17 protein-coding genes and 1 other RNA gene are annotated in these 16,656 nt (G+C 69.2%); 5 read left to right on the forward strand and 13 right to left on the reverse strand.

Features of this window, described 5'->3' with window-relative positions:
• Window positions 1–53: 53 nt before the first annotated feature.
• From UAA55_RS28240 to ffs, 3 genes are all read right to left on the reverse strand, one after another.
• The gene (locus UAA55_RS28240; protein ID WP_088870677.1) at window positions 54–377 is read right to left on the reverse strand and encodes a YbaB/EbfC family nucleoid-associated protein; all 324 of its coding nucleotides are present in this window, start codon (window positions 375–377) and stop codon (window positions 54–56) included.
• Window positions 378–380: 3 nt separating this feature from the next.
• Window positions 381–2,318 carry a DNA polymerase III subunit gamma/tau gene (locus tag UAA55_RS28245; protein WP_322957000.1) on the reverse strand — a complete coding sequence of 646 codons (1,938 nt, stop codon included), beginning with the start codon at window positions 2,316–2,318 and terminating at the stop codon, window positions 381–383.
• Between the two features lie 78 nt (window positions 2,319–2,396).
• Window positions 2,397–2,494: signal recognition particle sRNA small type (gene ffs / locus UAA55_RS28250), an RNA gene on the reverse strand.
• A gap of 134 nt (window positions 2,495–2,628) precedes the next feature.
• Here ffs and nudC point away from each other — a divergent pair.
• Window positions 2,629–3,561 (forward strand): NAD(+) diphosphatase, encoded by a 933-nt coding sequence (gene nudC / locus UAA55_RS28255; RefSeq protein WP_322957001.1) that lies wholly within the window; start codon window positions 2,629–2,631, stop codon window positions 3,559–3,561.
• A 91-nt stretch (window positions 3,562–3,652) separates the two neighbouring features.
• Here the strand turns inward: nudC and hisN are convergent, their stop codons facing one another.
• Both hisN and UAA55_RS28265 read right to left on the reverse strand, forming a co-directional pair.
• Window positions 3,653–4,438, reverse strand: coding sequence for a histidinol-phosphatase (hisN, locus tag UAA55_RS28260; RefSeq protein ID WP_322957003.1), 786 nt, complete (start codon window positions 4,436–4,438; stop codon window positions 3,653–3,655).
• A gap of 129 nt (window positions 4,439–4,567) precedes the next feature.
• Window positions 4,568–5,107 carry a c-type cytochrome gene (locus UAA55_RS28265; protein WP_145618796.1) on the reverse strand — a complete coding sequence of 180 codons (540 nt, stop codon included), beginning with the start codon at window positions 5,105–5,107 and terminating at the stop codon, window positions 4,568–4,570.
• A gap of 273 nt (window positions 5,108–5,380) precedes the next feature.
• Here UAA55_RS28265 and UAA55_RS28270 point away from each other — a divergent pair, with 273 nt between their 5' ends.
• The 3 genes from UAA55_RS28270 (at window position 5,381) to UAA55_RS28280 (ending at window position 8,139) form a co-directional block, all read left to right on the forward strand.
• A complete protein-coding gene (locus UAA55_RS28270) occupies window positions 5,381–6,163 on the forward strand; it encodes a 3-deoxy-manno-octulosonate cytidylyltransferase (protein ID WP_145610573.1) in 783 nt (260 codons plus the stop codon).
• Window positions 6,164–6,319: 156 nt separating this feature from the next.
• A complete protein-coding gene (locus UAA55_RS28275) occupies window positions 6,320–7,195 on the forward strand; it encodes a prephenate dehydratase (RefSeq protein WP_322957004.1) in 876 nt (291 codons plus the stop codon).
• Window positions 7,196–7,206: 11 nt separating this feature from the next.
• Window positions 7,207–8,139, forward strand: coding sequence for a 2-hydroxyacid dehydrogenase (locus UAA55_RS28280; RefSeq protein WP_322957006.1), 933 nt, complete (start codon window positions 7,207–7,209; stop codon window positions 8,137–8,139).
• Here UAA55_RS28280 and UAA55_RS28285 read toward each other — a convergent pair.
• The 7 genes from UAA55_RS28285 to UAA55_RS28315 all read right to left on the reverse strand — a co-directional run bounded on the left by UAA55_RS28285 (window position 8,133) and on the right by UAA55_RS28315 (window position 14,738).
• Window positions 8,133–8,876 (reverse strand): cyclic nucleotide-binding domain-containing protein, encoded by a 744-nt coding sequence (locus tag UAA55_RS28285; protein ID WP_322957007.1) that lies wholly within the window; start codon window positions 8,874–8,876, stop codon window positions 8,133–8,135. The genes UAA55_RS28280 and UAA55_RS28285 overlap by 7 nt on opposite strands.
• Before the next feature lie 156 nt (window positions 8,877–9,032).
• Window positions 9,033–9,410 (reverse strand): response regulator transcription factor, encoded by a 378-nt coding sequence (locus tag UAA55_RS28290; RefSeq protein ID WP_322957008.1) that lies wholly within the window; start codon window positions 9,408–9,410, stop codon window positions 9,033–9,035.
• 124 nt (window positions 9,411–9,534) lie between these two features.
• On the reverse strand, window positions 9,535–10,185 hold the full coding sequence (locus tag UAA55_RS28295) for a response regulator transcription factor (RefSeq protein WP_322957009.1): 651 nt from the start codon (window positions 10,183–10,185) through the stop codon (window positions 9,535–9,537).
• On the reverse strand, window positions 10,175–11,677 hold the full coding sequence (locus UAA55_RS28300; protein ID WP_322957011.1) for a PAS domain-containing sensor histidine kinase: 1,503 nt from the start codon (window positions 11,675–11,677) through the stop codon (window positions 10,175–10,177). Before UAA55_RS28300 ends, UAA55_RS28295 begins: the two co-directional genes overlap by 11 nt.
• Before the next feature lie 118 nt (window positions 11,678–11,795).
• Window positions 11,796–12,665, reverse strand: coding sequence for a C40 family peptidase (locus UAA55_RS28305; protein ID WP_322957013.1), 870 nt, complete (start codon window positions 12,663–12,665; stop codon window positions 11,796–11,798).
• A gap of 6 nt (window positions 12,666–12,671) precedes the next feature.
• Window positions 12,672–13,103, reverse strand: a complete 432-nt coding sequence (locus UAA55_RS28310; protein WP_322957015.1) for a MarR family transcriptional regulator — start codon at window positions 13,101–13,103, stop codon at window positions 12,672–12,674.
• Between the two features lie 222 nt (window positions 13,104–13,325).
• Window positions 13,326–14,738, reverse strand: a complete 1,413-nt coding sequence (locus UAA55_RS28315) for a leucyl aminopeptidase family protein (RefSeq protein WP_322957017.1) — start codon at window positions 14,736–14,738, stop codon at window positions 13,326–13,328.
• Between the two features lie 165 nt (window positions 14,739–14,903).
• On the opposite strand from UAA55_RS28315, the gene UAA55_RS28320 reads away from it, so the two are divergent.
• Window positions 14,904–15,566 (forward strand): glutathione S-transferase family protein, encoded by a 663-nt coding sequence (locus UAA55_RS28320; protein WP_322957018.1) that lies wholly within the window; start codon window positions 14,904–14,906, stop codon window positions 15,564–15,566.
• Window positions 15,567–15,623: 57 nt separating this feature from the next.
• Here UAA55_RS28320 and UAA55_RS28325 read toward each other — a convergent pair whose 3' ends face one another.
• A complete protein-coding gene (locus UAA55_RS28325) occupies window positions 15,624–16,637 on the reverse strand; it encodes a TAXI family TRAP transporter solute-binding subunit (RefSeq protein ID WP_322957776.1) in 1,014 nt (337 codons plus the stop codon).
• Between the last annotated feature and the right edge of the window lie 19 nt (window positions 16,638–16,656).

Here is a 16,656-nt window from a genome sequence, read left to right on the forward strand (position 1 = left end):
GAGCCCGTCGCCAGGCCCGGCGTTCAGAATCATACCCTGAAGGGCGGCGCCGATCAGAACGGCAGCTTCATGCCCGGCGGCAGCTTCAGGCCGCCCATGAGCTTGTTGGTCTCTTCGGCGATGTGCGCCTCGACCTTGCCCTTGGCGTCGTTGAAGGCGGCGACCAGCAGGTCCTCCAGCACCTCGATGTCCTCGGGGTCGACGACGGACTTGTCGAGCTTCACCTTCTTCAGCTCGCCCTTGCCGTTGACCACGACACGGACCATGCCGGCGCCGGACTGGCCGTCGGCCTCGATCTCGCCCAGCTTGCCCTGCATTTCCTGCATCTTGGCCTGCATCTGCTGGGCCTGCTTCATCATCTGGCCGATGTTCTTCATGGCCTAAAAATCTCCTTCCCAGTCGCCGTCGCTCATATCCGGCGGGGCGTCGAAATACGGGTTGTCGGGGGCATCCATACCGCCATCCTCGTAAGAAGGGAAGGCGGGGGTGAGGGCGGCCTCTTCGGCGGCGGCCTTGGCTGCCGCCGCGGCCAGCTGGTCCAGGTCGCGCACCGCCGCCATCCTGGCGCCGGGGAACGCGGCCATCAGGGCCTGCACCAGGGGATTGGCGGCCGCCTGTTCGCGGGTGCGGTTCTCCGCCGCGCGGTCCTGGTCGCTGAGCGTGGGTTCGCCGGGCGCGCTGGAGACGGTGACGATCCAGCGCCGGCCGGTCCATTCCGTCAGCAGCTGGCCCACGCGGCCGGCCAGGTTGGGCACGGCCATGGCGGCGGGCCGCAGCTCGATCAGCCCCGGCTCGAACTTCACCAGGTGGACCATGCTCAACAGGTTGCCCTGCAGCATGCCCTCGCGCCGGGTGCCGAACAGCTCCGCCACCTCGCGGAAAGACTTGGGGTCTGCCGGGGGCAGGTCCGGAACGGGCTCCATCACGGGGGCGGGAGCGACCACGGGAGCCGCCTTCACCGCACCGGCCAGGCCGCCGCGCAGGACGGCCATGGGGGCGCCATTCGGGCCGCCACCGCCGGCCATGGCCATGCCGCGCGCCGTGGCGCCGCCGCCATTGCCACCACCCCCCATCGGGGTGCCGCCGCCCGCGGGGGCACCGGTGGGCACACCGCCCTCCATCACCTTGCGCACCAGGTCGCCCGGGCTGGGCAGGTCGGCGGCGTAGGCCAGGCGGATCAGCACCATTTCCAGGGCCTGCATGGGCACCGGCGCCTGCTGCACCTCCGACAGGCCCTTCAGCAGGATCTGCCAGGCGCGGGCCAGGGCGGGCATGCCCAGCTTGGCCGCCAGCTCGCCGCCGCGCACCCGCTCCATCTCCGGGATGCCCTGGTCCTGGGCGGTGCCCGGCACCACGCGGGCGCGGGTCAGGAAATGGGTGAAGTCCAGCAGGTCCTGGGCGATGACCACCGGGTCGGCGCCGCGCTTGTGCAAATCGTCCAGCACCGCCAGCGCGTCGGCCGGCTTGCCCGACAGGGTCAATTCGAACAGGTCAACCACCAGGGTGCGGTCGGCCAGGCCCAGCATGTCGCGGACCTGCAGGCCCGTCACCGCGCCGCCGCCCAGCGCGATGGCCTGGTCCAGCAGTGACAACCCGTCACGCACCGAGCCGTCGGCGGCGCGGGCGATCAGGCTCAACGCCTCCGCCTCCACCGGCACCAATTCCTGCTCCGCGATACGGCCGAAATGGGCCTGCAGCGTGCCCTGGTCCACCCGACGCAAATCGAAGCGCTGACAGCGCGACAGCACCGTCACCGGCACCTTGCGGATCTCGGTGGTGGCGAAGACGAACTTCACATGGGGCGGCGGCTCCTCCAGCGTCTTCAGCAGCGCGTTGAACGCGCTGCGCGACAGCATGTGGACCTCGTCGATGACGTAGACCTTGTAGCGGGCACCGGCCGGGGCGTAGCGCACGCCCTCGATGATCTCGCGGATGTTGTCGACCGAGGTGTTGCTGGCCGCGTCCATCTCGATGACGTCGACGTTGCGGTCCTGCGAGATGGACACGCACTGCTCACACACGCCGCAGGGGCTGACGGTGGGACCGCCCTGGCCATCGGGGCCGATGCAGTTCAGCGCGCGGGCGATGATGCGGGCGGTGGTGGTCTTGCCCACGCCGCGTACGCCGGTCAGCATGTAGGCCTGGTGGATGCGCCCCGACTGGATGGCGTTGCGCAGGGTGCGCACCAGGGCGTCCTGGCCGATCAGCTCATCGAAATTGCGGGGGCGATACTTGCGGGCCAGGACCCGGTAAACGGCATTACCGGCGGCGGAGTCGGAAGCGGAGGAAAGCGGGCTTTCGGTCACGGGATCGCTCAACCCTTCCGGCGCTGGCAGGGACAGGGCGCGCCGGCGGCGAGCGCCGGGTGCCCGCCTAGGGGCTTCTCATTTTATGAGGTGGGAGGCTGGACATGCGACCCGCGCCGAAACTCGTTACGGCTGCTTCCTTCCGGACCTGACCGGGTTGGCGAGGGACACGTCCGCCGCCAACCTCCCGCCGCCATATATCGGCATCGCATGTCCCCATAGCAAGTGAAAAGGCGGCAGGGCCGACCCGCCCCCTCCGATGCGCCGCACGATGAGGGGTGGCCTTGCCCGCTCCGGTCCCATCGTGAGACGAATGGTGATCATGACGAACCGGTCCCAGAAAAACTTCTACACCGGCGCCGGCCTGGACCGCGCCACCGTCGCCCGCAAGCAGGCCGACTGGCTGGCCCAGCGCCTGGCGGCCCCCGAAAGCCAATTCCTGGCCGTCTGGCGCGGCCAGTTCCTGGTGGCATCCCCGCCGCAAGGGGTGCCCGACGGGGCGGAGACTGCGGTGCGGCCGGCCTATCTCGACCCCGGCAGCCCGTGGTGGCGCGAGGCCGCGACCCTGGCCCCCGCCTTCCTGGGCGTGGAGGGGGACATCGCCCATTTCGCCGTCGACCTGTCCGGGCTGGAGGAAGGTCACCCCGATCTGCTGGGCCTGGGCACGCCGACAGAGCTGCGCACCCTCGCCCACCAGGTGGACCGGTCCACGGCCAGCCTGCTGGCCTATGTGCGGGGCCTGCTGGGCTGGCACCAGCGCCACCGCTTCTGCGGCGTCTGCGGCACGGTGACCGAGGTGATCGAGGGCGGGCATGTCCGCCGCTGCACCAACCCGGACTGCAAGACGCTGCACTTCCCCCGCACCGACCCGGCCGTGATCATGCTGGTGCACGATGGCGACCGCTGCGTCATGGGCCGGCAGGCCCGATTCGGCCAAGGCATGTATTCCACCCTGGCCGGCTTCGTGGAACCGGGCGAAAGCCTGGAGGAAGCGGTGGCGCGCGAGGTGATGGAGGAGGCCGGCATCCAGGTGACGGACGTGCGCTACCAGTCCTCCCAGCCCTGGCCCTTCCCCTCCTCCCTCATGCTGGGCTTCCACGCCCGCGCCGTGACCACGGAGCTGAAGGTGGATTTGGAGGAGCTGGAGGACGCGCGCTGGTTCACCCGGGAGGAGGTGCGCGAGGCCAGCCTGCGCCGCGGCCCCCTGGACGGCAGCTTACGCGTTCCCCCGGCGACAGCATCGCCCGCCGCCTGATCGAGGATTGGCTGGAAGGGGATGTTTAAGGGGTGTGGCGTTTGGTCGTGACCCTAAGGCGTGTGGGCCATCCCCGCGCCTTAAGAGCGACTTAGGCGCCCCCGCCCATGATGGCCAGCGCCTGGGCATGCGCGCGGGCGTCGCCGGACGCCACCACCTCGCCCACGGCCCCCAGCACCAGGTCGCGGCCCTGCCAGTCGGTCATGCGGCCGCCGGCGCCCTCGACCACCGGCACCAGGGCCGCCCAGTCCCAGGGCGCCAGGTCGCGCTCCACCGAGATGTCCAGCCAGCCGTTGGCCACCTGGGCGTAGCCGTAACAATCGCTGCCGTAGACGACGTAGCGCGAGGCGGCTTTCAACTGGGCGAAGCGTTCCGCCTCCACGCCCTTGAACATGTCGGGGCTGGTGGTGGTCACCGTCGCCTCCGCCAAAGTGGGGCAGGCGCGGGTGCGGACGGGCGTGCCGTTGAAGCGGGTGGGGTGGCCTATGCCACCGATCCACCGCTCACCCAGGATGGGCTGGTCGATCACGCCCAGCACCGGTCGGCCGTGGCGCAGCAGGCCGATCAGGGTGCCGAAGATGGGGCGGCCGGTCATGAAGCTCTTGGTGCCGTCGATGGGATCCAGCACCCAGACATACTCCCGGTCCAGGCCGTGGGTGCCCAGTTCCTCGCCCAGGATGCCGTCATCGGGGCGCTCGGCCGCCAGCAGGGCGCGCAGCGCCTCTTCCGCCTGGCGGTCGGCGATGGTGACCGGCGTCAGGTTGGACTTGGCGTCGATCTCCACATCCGCCCGGAAATAGCGGCGGATGACGGCGCCCGCCGACTCCGCCATGCGGTGGGCCAGGGCGATGAGGTCGTCAGGCACGGGCGTGGTCATGGGTTCTTCCTGGGAAGCGGGAGATGCAAAGAGGGGCGGCCCCGGCTGGGACCGCCCCTGCTTTTATACCGGAGAGGCCGCCGCCTCAAACCCAAGGCGGCCGACTATCCCTTAAGCGCACCCGCCTTCTCAGGGCAGCGGGGCCGGGCTGTCGGCCTGGCTGCGCAGATAGGCGATCACGTCGGCGCGGTCCTTGACGGACTTGAAGCCGGCGAAGGTCATCTTGGTGCCCGGGGCGTAGGTCTTGGGGCTGGCCAGGAACTCGTTCAGCTTTTCGTAATCCCAGGTGCCACCCAGCTTCTTGATGGCGTCGGAGTAGGCGAAGCCCTCCATATGGCCCTGCTTGTTGCCGATGATGCCCCACAGGTTGGGGCCCACCTTGGCCGGGCCGCCCTTGTCGAAGGTGTGGCAGGCCTGGCAGACCTTGGTCAGCTTGGCGCCGTTATCGGCGCTGGCAGCGGCCAGCAGCGGGCTGACCGGGTCCGGCTTGGCCGGCGCCGCCGGCTCGCCACCCGCGGCCGGGGCCGCCTCCACGCCTTCGATCTTGTACACGTTCTCGGTCAACATCGTCGGGTGCACGGCCTTCTTGGCGATGAACCCCGCCAACAGGGCGATCAGCGCGCCCAACAGAATGGCCATGGAAATCTTGTTGAAGAAGCTACCCGCCATCAGATCAAGCCCTCATGTCCCACGCTGTTTGCCGTTCGCGTGCTGGTTATGGTTCCTGCGCGTCCAGGTTAACGCCAGGTGGTGACGCTTGTCGATGCCCGGGGCCGTTATGGTCCGGCCATCATTCTCCCAAATTCCGGGCGACGATAAGCGGCCTGTTCAACCAGGGCAAGATAGTTCGGCGCCCTGCCTGCAAACCGGCTTGACCATGGGAGGTAAATGTCGCACGCCTGCCCCAGCCATGAGCCAAATCAAATCGTAGGCCGAAGCCCCATGTCTTCAAGCCCCGCCGCCTCTCCCCTGGGCGCGCCCAAAGCCCCCATCGTGATCATTCCGGCGCGGATGGCCTCCACCCGGCTGCCGAACAAGCCGCTGGCCGACATCGGCGGCGCGCCCATGATCGTGCAGGTATGGCGGCGCGCGGCGGAGGCCGACATCGGCCCAGTGCTGGTGGCGGCGGCGGAAAAGGAAATCGTGGAGGCGGTGCGGGACGCCGGCGGCCAGGCGGTGCTGACCAACCCCGACCACCCCTCCGGCTCCGACCGCATCCACGAGGCGCTGCGCCTGGTGGACCCGGAGGGGCGGCACGACGCCGTGGTCAACGTCCAGGGCGACTTGCCGACGGTGGAGCCGGCCACGGTGCGCGCCGCCTTCGGCCCGCTGGCCAATGGGCAAGTGGACATCGCCACCCTGGCGGTGGAGATCACCGTGGAGGAGGAGCGGCACAATCCCAACGTGGTCAAGGCGGTGATCGAGCTGGCGCCGGGCGCCCGCGTGGGCCGCGCCCTGTACTTCACCCGCACCACCACCCCCTGGGGTGCCGGCCCGCACTATCACCACATCGGCCTTTACGCCTATCGCCGCGAGGCCCTGGCCCGCTTCGTCGCCCTGCCCCCCGCCGCCCTGGAGCAGCGGGAGAAGCTGGAGCAGCTGCGGGCGTTGGCCAACGGCATGCGCATCGACGTGGCGGTGGTGGACGCGGTGCCCCTGGGCGTGGACACGCCGGAGGATCTGGAACGGGCGCGGGCCCTGATCGGCAGCATGACGGCCCCGTAAAACCAACGGCATGAGCCATGGGTCATGCCGTTGTAGGCTGCGACCCTGATATACGGGAAAGGGCCGCTGGAGCTATCCGGGATGCGAAGCGGGCTGGAAAGCGAGGAAGCCGAGGCCACGGATATGGCCGCCCGGCGCCTGAGGGGGAAAAGAAATATGTCCGACACTGCCGACAACAGCATCGCCTATCAGGGGGCGCCGGGCGCCAATTCCGACATGGCGTGCCGCCACGTGTTTCCGGACATGGTCCCCCTGCCCTGCCACTCGTTCGAGGACGCCTTCGCCGCCGTGACGGAGGGCCGTGCCCGCCTGGCCATGATCCCCATCGAGAATTCGGTGGCCGGCCGCGTGGCCGACATGCACCACCTGCTGCCCCAGGGCGGCCTGCACATCATCGGGGAGCATTTCCAGCGGGTGGTCCATTGCCTGGTGGCGCCTAAGGGGGCCACGATCGAGGGCCTGAAGCAGGTTCATTCCCACATCCAGGCGCTGTCGCAATGCCGAGGATACCTGCGCACCCATGGCATGGCGCCTGTCACCCACGCCGACACGGCCGGTGCCGCCGCCGACGTGGCCAAGTGGGGCGACCTGACCCAGGGCGCCATCGCCTCGGAACTGGCGGCCCAGATTTACGGGCTGGAGGTGCTGGCGCGCGGCATCGAGGATGCGGAGCACAACACCACCCGTTTCCTGATCCTGTCGCGGGAGCCCAAGCCGGCGACGCGCGGGGCAGGCCCCGTCATCACCAGCTTCGTCTTCCGCGTGCGCAGCGTGCCGGCGGCCCTGTACAAGGCCATGGGCGGCTTCGCCACCAACGGCGTCAACATGACCAAGCTGGAAAGCTACATGGTGGGCGGCCGCTTCACCTCCACCCAGTTCTACGCCGACGTGGAAGGCCACCCCGAGGACCGGCCCCTGCGCCTGGCGCTGGAGGAGCTGGACTTCTTCGCCCGCGAGCTGAAGATCCTGGGCGTCTACCCCGCCCACCCCTTCCGCTCCGAAAGCAGCCAGCGCGACGACGGGCAGGATTAAGGAGTTTTTTGATGGCTCTGCTGTTCGTCTCCGCCCACGACCACGCCGCCGACTGGGTGAACGAGCTGAACGCCCAATTGCCTGAGCTGGATGTGCGCGTGTGGCCGGAGGGCATGGGCGACCCGGCGGAGATCGACTACGCCCTGGCGTGGAAGCCGCCGGCTGGCCTGCTGGCCAGCCTGCCCAAGCTGAAGGTCATCTTCTCGCTGGGCGCCGGGGTCGACGCCCTGCTGGCCGACCCCACCCTGCCCGACCTGCCGCTGGTGCGCATGGTGGAGCCGGGCTTGACCGAGGGCATGACCGAGTATGTCTGCCTGCATGTCCTGCGCTGGCACCGTGACGCCCCCCTGTTCGAGGCGCGGCAGCGGGCGGGCGAATGGAAGCAGCTGACCCACCAGCACCTGGCGCGGGAACGCAAGGTGGGCATCCTGGGCCTGGGCGCCCTGGGCAGTGATGCCGCCCAAGCCCTGAAGGCGTTGCGCTTCGACGTGGCCGGCTGGAGCCGCTCACCCAAGCACCTGGACGGCGTCGCGACATATCACGGGGCCGAGGGCCTGGCGCCCTTCCTGGCGCGCACGGACATCCTGGTCTGCCTGCTGCCCCTGACGCCGGACACGGAGAACATTCTGGACTCGGGCCTGTTCGCCCAGTTGCCCCGGGGTGCCGTGGTCATCAATGCGGCCCGGGGGCGCCATCTGGTGGAGGAGGATCTGCTGACGGCCCTGGACAGCGGCCATCTGGCGGGCGCCACCCTGGACGTCTTCCGCACCGAGCCGCTGCCGGCCGAGCACCCCTTCTGGACGCACCCCAAGGTGACCATCACCCCCCACGTCGCCGCCATCACCCAGGCGCGCACGGCGGTGGAACAGGTGGTGGGCGGGCTGAGGCGGCTGGCCGCCGGCCAGCCGCTGATCAACCTGGTCGACCGCAAGCGCGGCTATTGAATAAGGCCGGACCGGCCGCCGCCTTCCGACAAGTCGATCAGGATCTCGACGTTCACCAGTTCCACCATCTGGTCGGGCAACAGCCGGATGAGATGGGTGGTCTTCAGCTTGGTGAAAGCCCGCGAGACGGTTTCCATGGTCAGCCCCAGGAAATCCGCGATGTCGGTGCGGGTCATGGGCAGCGAGATGCGGCAATGGTCCTCAGGCTCGGGCGTCACGCGGCGGGCCTGGCGCAACAGGAAGCTGGCCAGCCGCTCCGGCGCGGTCTTGCGGCCCAACAGCAGCATCTGCTCCTGCGCCACCTGCAGTTCGGTGGCGGTGGCCGCCAGCAGGCGCAGCCGCAGCTCGGGGTCCCGTTCCAGCAGCGAATCGAACTGCGTACGGGACAGGCGCCGCAAGGTCACGGGGGTCACGGCCTCGGCGGAATAGAGATAGGTGCCGCCCGGGGCCAGCCCCAGCATGTCGCCAGGCTGCAGGAAGCCCACGATCTGCCGCCGGCCGTCGGCCATCATTCGCAGGATGCGGACCATGCCGGAGGTGATGATGCGCACGCTGCTGGCCGTATCGCCTTCCGAGAAGATCACCTGGTCCCGGCTGTAGGCGGAAGCCTCGTCGCCCCAAGGGGCGAATGGGCCGGCCGGCGTGGCCCGGCTGGCCGATGGCGCCGGCATGGCGTTGAGGACGGCCGGGCTGGGGTGGCGGGTGGTGGTCGGGGCGGTGGCGAGCGATGGCGTCATCTGGGGGGCTCCCGTTCGTGTCGGGCCTGAACCAGCCCGTCGTCGTTCCGTGAGAGGACGTTAGCGCCCGGCGTTCCACCTGATGAGTTCGGTTTTCTACCTACGTAAAACCCCCTATAGGCGTAAAACCCCCTATGGGCGCAAAACCACGATCCGTCAGGCGGGGCCGCCCAGCAGCCGCCGCAGTTCATCAACCAGCCGGCCGGTATCGACAGGCTTGTCCAGGAAGCCGGCCACGCCGGCCCGGATGGCCCGGTCGCGCGTCTCCGGCTCCATGTTCGCGGACATCATCAGGATGGGCAGGTCGCGCAACAAGGCGCGGTGCCCTTCCACGAATTCGACACCCGTCATGCCCGGCATGTGCTGGTCAAGCAGCAGGCATCCCCGTCCACCATCGAAATCCATGGAAAAGTCCTGGCAAGAGGCATGGAGCTTGACCTCGAAGCCATAAAGCCGCAGCAGGAACTCAAGCGAATCACGGACGGACTCGTCATCATCGACGACATGGATCCGTCCCGCCGCGATGTCGGGCACATCAAATCTCCCACAGGCGTCACACCGGCGACGGTGCCAACCCCGCCGCCCCCTTGAAGTTAATGTGTCGACGCCTACAGGAGTAATAAGGGTTTCCCCGTATCCCGGCCGGGTTTGACGCGGATCAACCCGCGTTCGGACGAATACCTGCCGCCAGCGCCAGTCGCACCAAGTGGGACAGGCTGCCGGCGCGCATCTTCTCCATGACCCGGGCGCGGTGGATTTCCACCGTGCGCGGACTGATGGACAGGTCGAAGGCGATGATCTTGTTGGGCTTGCCGTCGACCAAGCCCCGCAACACGTCCAGTTCCCGTGGCGTCAGCGCGCCAAGGCAGGCCAGCGCCTCCGGTGACGGCGCCTCCGCTTGCGCCCCGGGGGAGGGCGGCGGAACATCGGCTCCGGCGCGGGGCCGTGACAGCGCCGACTGGATGGACGCCAGCAGCGTCTCCTCCTCGAACGGCTTTTCGATGAAGTCCACGGCCCCGGCCTTCATCGCGGCCACCGCCAGGGGAACGTCGCCATGGCCGGTCATGATGATGACCGGAAGGGTGGACCCGGCCGCGACCAGCCGTTCCTGGACTTCCAGGCCGGTCAGATCGGGCATGCGCACGTCCACCACCAGGCAGGCGCAACGCGCCGGCGCGTCGGAGTCCAGAAAGTCCAGGGGCGAGGAGAAGGCCGCGACCTGGTAGCCCGACGCCATGAGCAGCAGCCGTAGCGAATCCCGCACGGCGGCGTCGTCATCCAGCACGGCGATGACCGGGTCAGGCGTCATGGTCTTTCTCAGCCTCGGACAGCAGGGGCAGCGTGAAGCGGAAGGTCGCGCCGCCTTGTTCGTTACGTTCCGGCCACAGCCGGCCGCCATGGGCCTCGACGATGGACCGGCTGATCGACAGGCCCACCCCCATGCCCCGTTCCTTGCCGGACACGAAGGGCTGGAACAGCCGGGCCATGGTGTCGTCATCCAAGCCATGGCCGGTGTCGGCCACGGCGATCTCCATAAACCCCGCGCCATCCGGCATCGCCGCGATGGACAGGATGCGTTCCGGCTGGCCGTCCATCGCCTCGACGGCGTTGCGGATGAGGTTGAGCAGCACCTGCTGGATTTGGATTTTGTCGATGACGGCGCGCAGATCCTGCCGTTGCAGGCGCAATTCCATGCGCACGCCGCTTTCCCGCGCCCCGACCAAGGCCAGGGCGGCCGCCTCCTCGATCAGGCCATCCAGGCTTTCCGCGCGCCGATCGGTGCCGCCCTTGGCGATGAAGTCGCGCAGCCGGCGGATGATCTGCCCGGCCCGCAGCGCCTGCGCCGACGCCTTTTCCATGGCCTCCCGCGCCAGGGGCATATCCACGGTTTCCGGCCGCTCCAGCAGTCGCAGCGACGCCTTGATGTAGTTGACCACCGCCGTCAGCGGCTGGTTCAATTCATGCGCCAGGGCCGACGCCAACTGGCCCATGACGCTGACCCGGCTGACATGCAGCAACTCCGCCTGCAACTGTTGCAGCCGGCGCTCCACCGCCTGGTGTTCCGTCAGGTCATGGATGAAGCCGGTGAACAGGCGCTCCCCCTCCAGGTCCACGGCCCCAACCGCCAGTTCCATGGGGAACACCGATCCGTCGCGGCGCTGGCCGGAGACGATGCGGCCGACGCCTATGATCCGCTTCTCCCCCGTCGCGAGATGGCGGGCGATGTATTGGTCGTGCTGCTCACGATAGGGCGAGGGCATCAGCATGCTGATGTTCCGCCCCGCCACCTCCGGCTCGGCATAGCCGAACAGACGCTGGGCGGCCGGACTGAACGACCGGATCAACCCCTGGCCGTCGATGACGATGAGGGCGTCCGGGATGGTCTCGATGATGGAGGCCAGACGCGCCTCGCGGTTGCGCAAGGCCTGTTCCGCCGCCCGCCGGTCGCTGATGTCGCGGATGATGCCGATATAGGCGGGCGGGCCATCCTGCTGCGCCTCGCCCACCGACAGTTCCATGGGGAAGGTGGTCCCGTCCCGGCGCAGGCCCGTCACCTCGCGGCCGATACCGATGATCCGCTTCTCCCCGGTGGCATGATAGCGGGCCAGATACTGGTCATGCTCGTCCTGATAAGGGGCGGGCATCAGCACCTTGACGTTACGGCCGATCACCTCCGCCGCCGTCCAGCCAAACAGGCGTTCGCAGGCGGAGTTGAAGGATTGGATCGTGCCCTGGCCGTCGATGACGATCACGCCATCGGGCACGGTATCCATCAACGCGCGGAAGTGGGGTGAAAGCATGGGAATCTCCGTTCGCCACAACATATGTCGCGGCCAGAACGTTTCCCATACCTAACTATTCAACACACTATGTCAGGTTGAAATACATCTGAATGTTCATCCACGACGCAGGGCGCCCTCACCCTAGCCGCTTCACCGCGCCGACGCCCTTGCCCGCCGACGCCCGCGCCACGACGTCGGCCAGGGGTTCGCGCACCGTGGCCATGTGATGGGCGTTGGCGTGCACCAGGTGGGTTTCATCCGCCATGATGCCAACATGGCCGGGGAAGAACACCAGATCGCCGCGCTGGTAGGCGTGGCCAACACCGTCGGCCGAAACCAGCGTGCCCAGGGCCGCCTGCTGCTGGTCGCTGTCGCGCGGGCACGGCAGGCCGGCGGCGTCCAGCGCCAACTGGATCAGGCCGGAACAGTCGATGCCCACGCTGGTGCGCCCGCCCCACAGATAGGGCGTGCCCAGCAGGCGCAGGGCGGTGTCCACCGGGTCGGCCTTCACGGCGCCGATCTCCGCCACATGCACCAGGGGCACCCAGCCGCCGCCGGCCACGCCGGCGAAGCCGTTGGCCTCTTCCACCACGCACAGGGGCGCGCCCAGGCTGATCATGTCCAGCGGCGGGGTCTTCAGGTCCGGCTCGGGATGGAAGAAGCTGCGCAGCGCCGTCAGCTTGTGCGTCGGCTCCGCCAACTCGTCATCCAGCGCTTCCAATTGCAGGTAGCCGACATAGCCGTCGGTGGCGTTCTGGCCCCAGACCCAGCCGTCCTTCTCCTCGAACACCGTGAAGACCTCGCCGAACAGCAGCTGGCTGGACTGGCGGGCGGTGAAGGTCGGCTCTTCCTTCAGGCTGACGTAGCCGGCGCGCACCTGGCAGGGCACACCGTCAACGTAGCGCTCGGCCGTGACCTTGCCGTAGAGATGGGCGGAGGCGAGGTCGGAACGGTAAGGGTTCACGCGCGGGTCTAGAACCGGCGTGGTCTTCGCTTTGCTGGACATCTCACATCATACCGGTGCGGAAACCGGCTCCGAAGCTGGCGGGGGAGTAACGGGCGTCGCGACGGCGGGCCGGGGTGCCGCGACGCGCGCCCCGTCCAATGCGCCCTGCACGGCGCCCGCGTCAATCACCATCTGCCCGAACTCATGCAGGAAGACGGAGCCCTTGACCGTGCGCTGGACCAGGACGTTGCGCCGGTCCTCGGCATCGCGCTTGCGCTTGGTGAAGCCCAGGCGGCCCAGCCGGTCCAGGGCGCGGGTGATGGCGGGCTTGGAGACGTTCAGCGTCGCCGCCAAGCCGCGCACCGTGTGGGGCGGCGGTGTCATGTAGACGGTGAGCAACAGGGCCAGCTGGCGGGCCGAGAGGTCCGGGCTGGCGGCCCGCACGCTGGCCACCAGCGCGCCGCGCCAGAGTTCCAGGGCTTCGAGATTACGCGACATGATGCCCCCCGCACCCGGAAACGTTTATCCGGCCCGCCCGTTGTTCCGGCCCTGCCGTCATTCCGACAGCGTATCGGCCAGCCGCAACTGTCGGGAGTGTGCCCAAAGTCCCGCGCAGCGGCAAGGGCCTGCCACCCCATTGGGGGTACCTGGAGGCTACATAGTTATTTTTTATCCACGCTGGCGCTTCCCGGAATGGCCAGGGAAGCGCCGGTGGGATCTTCAGGCCTTCGGCGGGTACCGGCGGCTCAGCATGGCGAAGGTGGCGCGCAGCCCCATGGCCTCGCCTCCCTCGGGCCGGCCGGGTTTGGCGCTGGCGTTCCAGGCCATCAGGTCGATGTGGGCCCAAGGCGTGCCCTTGGTGATGAAACGCTCCAGGTACAGCGCCGCCGTGATGGCGCCGCCGTAGCCGCCGCCCGGCGCGTTGTTCAGGTCGGCGATCTTGCTGTCCAGCTGCTTGGCATAGCCCTGCCACAGCGGCATGCGCCATAGCGGGTCGCCCGTCTCCTTGGCCCCCGCCAGGATGTCGTCGGCCAGTTGGTCGTCGTTGGCGAACAGGGCCGGCAGGTCGGTGCCCAGCGCGACGCGGGCGGCGCCGGTCAGGGTGGCGAAGTCCAGGATCAGGGCGGGCTTGGCGCTGTCGGCCTCGGCCAGGGCGTCGCACAAGATCAGGCGGCCCTCGGCGTCGGTGTTGCCGATCTCCACCGTCAGGCCCTTGCGCGTGGTGATGATGTCCATGGGGCGGAAGGCGTTGCCGGAGATGGCGTTCTCCACCGCTGGCACCAGCACGCGCAGGCGCACCGGCAGCTTGGCCGCCATGACCAGGCGGGCCAGGCCCAGCACATGGGCGGCGCCGCCCATGTCCTTCTTCATCAGCAGCATGCCGCCCGCCGCCTTGATGTCCAGCCCGCCGCTGTCGAAGCACACGCCCTTGCCCACCAGGCAGACCAGCGGGTTGGCGGCGTCGCCCCAGGTGAGGTCAATGAAATGGGGCTTCTTGTCCGCCGCCCGGCCCACGGCGTGGACGGTGGGGTAGTTGGCGGCCAGCAGGTCATCGCCCACGATGACGGAGACGTCGGCGCCGAACTCCGCCCCCAATTCCCGGGCGGCGGCGGCCAGGTCGGCCGGGCCCATGTCCTCCGCCGGGGTGTTGATCAGGTCGCGCACCAGGTAGACGGCGCGGGCCATGCTATCCACGGCATGGGCGTCGGCACCGGCCGGCAGCACCAGGCGCGGCAGGTCCTTCGTCGCCTTGCGGTAGCGGGTGAAGCGATAGCTGGCCAACGCCCAGCCGGTGGCAGCGGCCGTCGCCTGCTCCGCCGTCAGGCTGTCGTCCAGGGCGTAGCTGGCGCCGCCGCCCTTGGGCGTTTTAGGGCCCACGGGCAGCGTCGTGGGCAGGCCCGCGAAGCTCCACAGGTCCAGCGTGTCGCCCACACCCACCAGCACCCGGTCCAACTGCCCGTCGGCGGACGGCAGCAGGGATGTCGTGCCAGGCTCGGCCGTGAAGCCGACGCTGCGCACCCAGGCGGCGGTGGCGGCCGGGGCTGTTTCCAGCCAGGCGTCCAACCCGTCCTTGCGCACGGGGATCAGGGTGACGGTGTCGGCGGCCTTCTGGGCCAGGAAGCAGGACAGCACGGGGGAAACCCTTTCGGCTTCGGAAAGTCAGGCCCGCAGGGTTCCACATCCCGGCCACGGTTTCAAACGCGGCGGCGTCACACCGGCGGTGACACCGCTGGCGCGAAGAGACATCCGCCGCTACCCTCACCCGCCCGTCGCCACCGATCCCGAGGGACCAGCCCCATGTCCGCCGACCTCACCCTGATCCTGGGCAGCAAGACCTACTCCTCCTGGTCGCTGCGCCCCTACCTGGCGCTGCGCCATGCGGGCCTGGCGTTTGACGAGGTGGTGATCCCCCTGCGCCAGCCGGACAGCAAGGCGCGCATGCTGGCGCACAGCCCGGCGGGCAAGGTGCCGGCCCTGGTCCACCGGACCGCCGGTGGCGAGATCACCGTGTGGGATAGCCTGGCCATCTGCGAATACGCGGCCGAACTGGCGCCCCAGGCCTGGCTATGGCCCCAGGACAGCGCCATCCGCGCCCACGCGCGGTCGGTCAGCGCGGAGATGCACTCCGGCTTCATGGATCTGCGCCGCAACCTGTTCATGGACCTGGCCCGCACCATCGACCGGCCGGAGCGCGTGGCCAAGGCCGCCGGCGACATCACCCGCATCCAGGCCCTGTGGGCGGATTGCCTGGCCCGCCACGGCGGCCCCTTCCTGTTCGGCGCCTTCACCATCGCCGACGCCATGTACGCGCCCGTGGCGACCCGCCTCCAGACCTGGAAGGTGCCGCTGACCGAGGCGTCCCAGGCCTATGTCGCCACCATTGAGGGCCTGCCCGCCATGAGGGACTGGCGCGGGGATGCCGCGAAGGAAACGCTGGTGCTGGACATGCTGCTGGACTGACTTGCTTTCCGTCGGTCGTCTGGCGCGGCCCGCGGCGGCACGGGACATGCCGCCGCCTTATCCTGAGGTGGCCAAGGTGACGTCGAACCCCTGTTCCCGGTAATAGCGCGCGGCACCGGGGTGCAGGGGCACGGCCAAGCCAGTCAGGGCGGCCTCTTTCCGGATGCTTTCACCCCGGGGGTGGCCGGCCACCAGCAGGCGGTGGGTGTTGGGGTGCCACAGCGCCTTGACGATGCCGTAGGCCAGCTCGTCCGGCAGGGCGGTGGTGGCCAGCCACTGGGCGCCCACGCCCAGGGTCTTGGTCTCCGGCACGCCGACATAGGCGCCGTCGCCGCCGATCATGGTTTCGGTGAACAGGGGCAGGCCGGGGCTGAGGCGGGGCAGGCGGGCATCGATGATGGAGATGAGGCGCACGGGCAGGCGCGCCGCGACGTCGGCCACCGCCGGCAGGGGATAGCCACCAATGATGAAGAAGGCGTCCAGCTGGCCCGAGGCCAGGCGGTCCCCCGCCGTGCCGGGGTTGAGGTAGAAAGGCTGCACCGTCTTTTCCGACAGGTCGTGCGCCTGCAGGATCAGCAGCGCGGTGGGCAAGGTGCCGGAGCCCTTTTCGCCCAGCGCCACGCGCCGGCCTTTCAGGTCGTTCACCGTCTTGATGGGGCTGTCGCCCCGCACCACCAGGTGCACCGTCTCGCTGTACAGGTTGGCCAGGGCCCGCAACTCCGTGAAAGGCGGCTTGCCGGCGTAGGGGCCCTTGCCCTTGTAGGCCAGGAAGCCGATGTCGGCCTGCACCAGTCCCGTCTCATACCGCCCGGCGCGCAGGGCCTCCACATTCTCCACGGCGCCCGAGGTGGTCTGCGCCACGGCGATCATGCCGGGCACGCCGCAGCTGCCGCCCCGGTCGCAGCCGGGGCTGCCCGGCGGGTTGCTGATGGCGTTGGCCAGGATGCCGCCGATGGGGAAATAGGTGCCACCGGCCGTGCCGGTGCCGATGGTCAGGAAGCGGATGGACTCGGCGTGGCCACCCCGGCCACCGCCGCCCCAGCCCAGGCCGGCCGCCGCCAGCGCGCCCAGCCCCCCGCCAGCAGATGCC

Origin of the sequence: Nitrospirillum guanabarense (genome assembly GCF_034653355.1) — a bacterium.
In the GTDB taxonomy this organism is placed as follows: domain Bacteria; phylum Pseudomonadota; class Alphaproteobacteria; order Azospirillales; family Azospirillaceae; genus Nitrospirillum.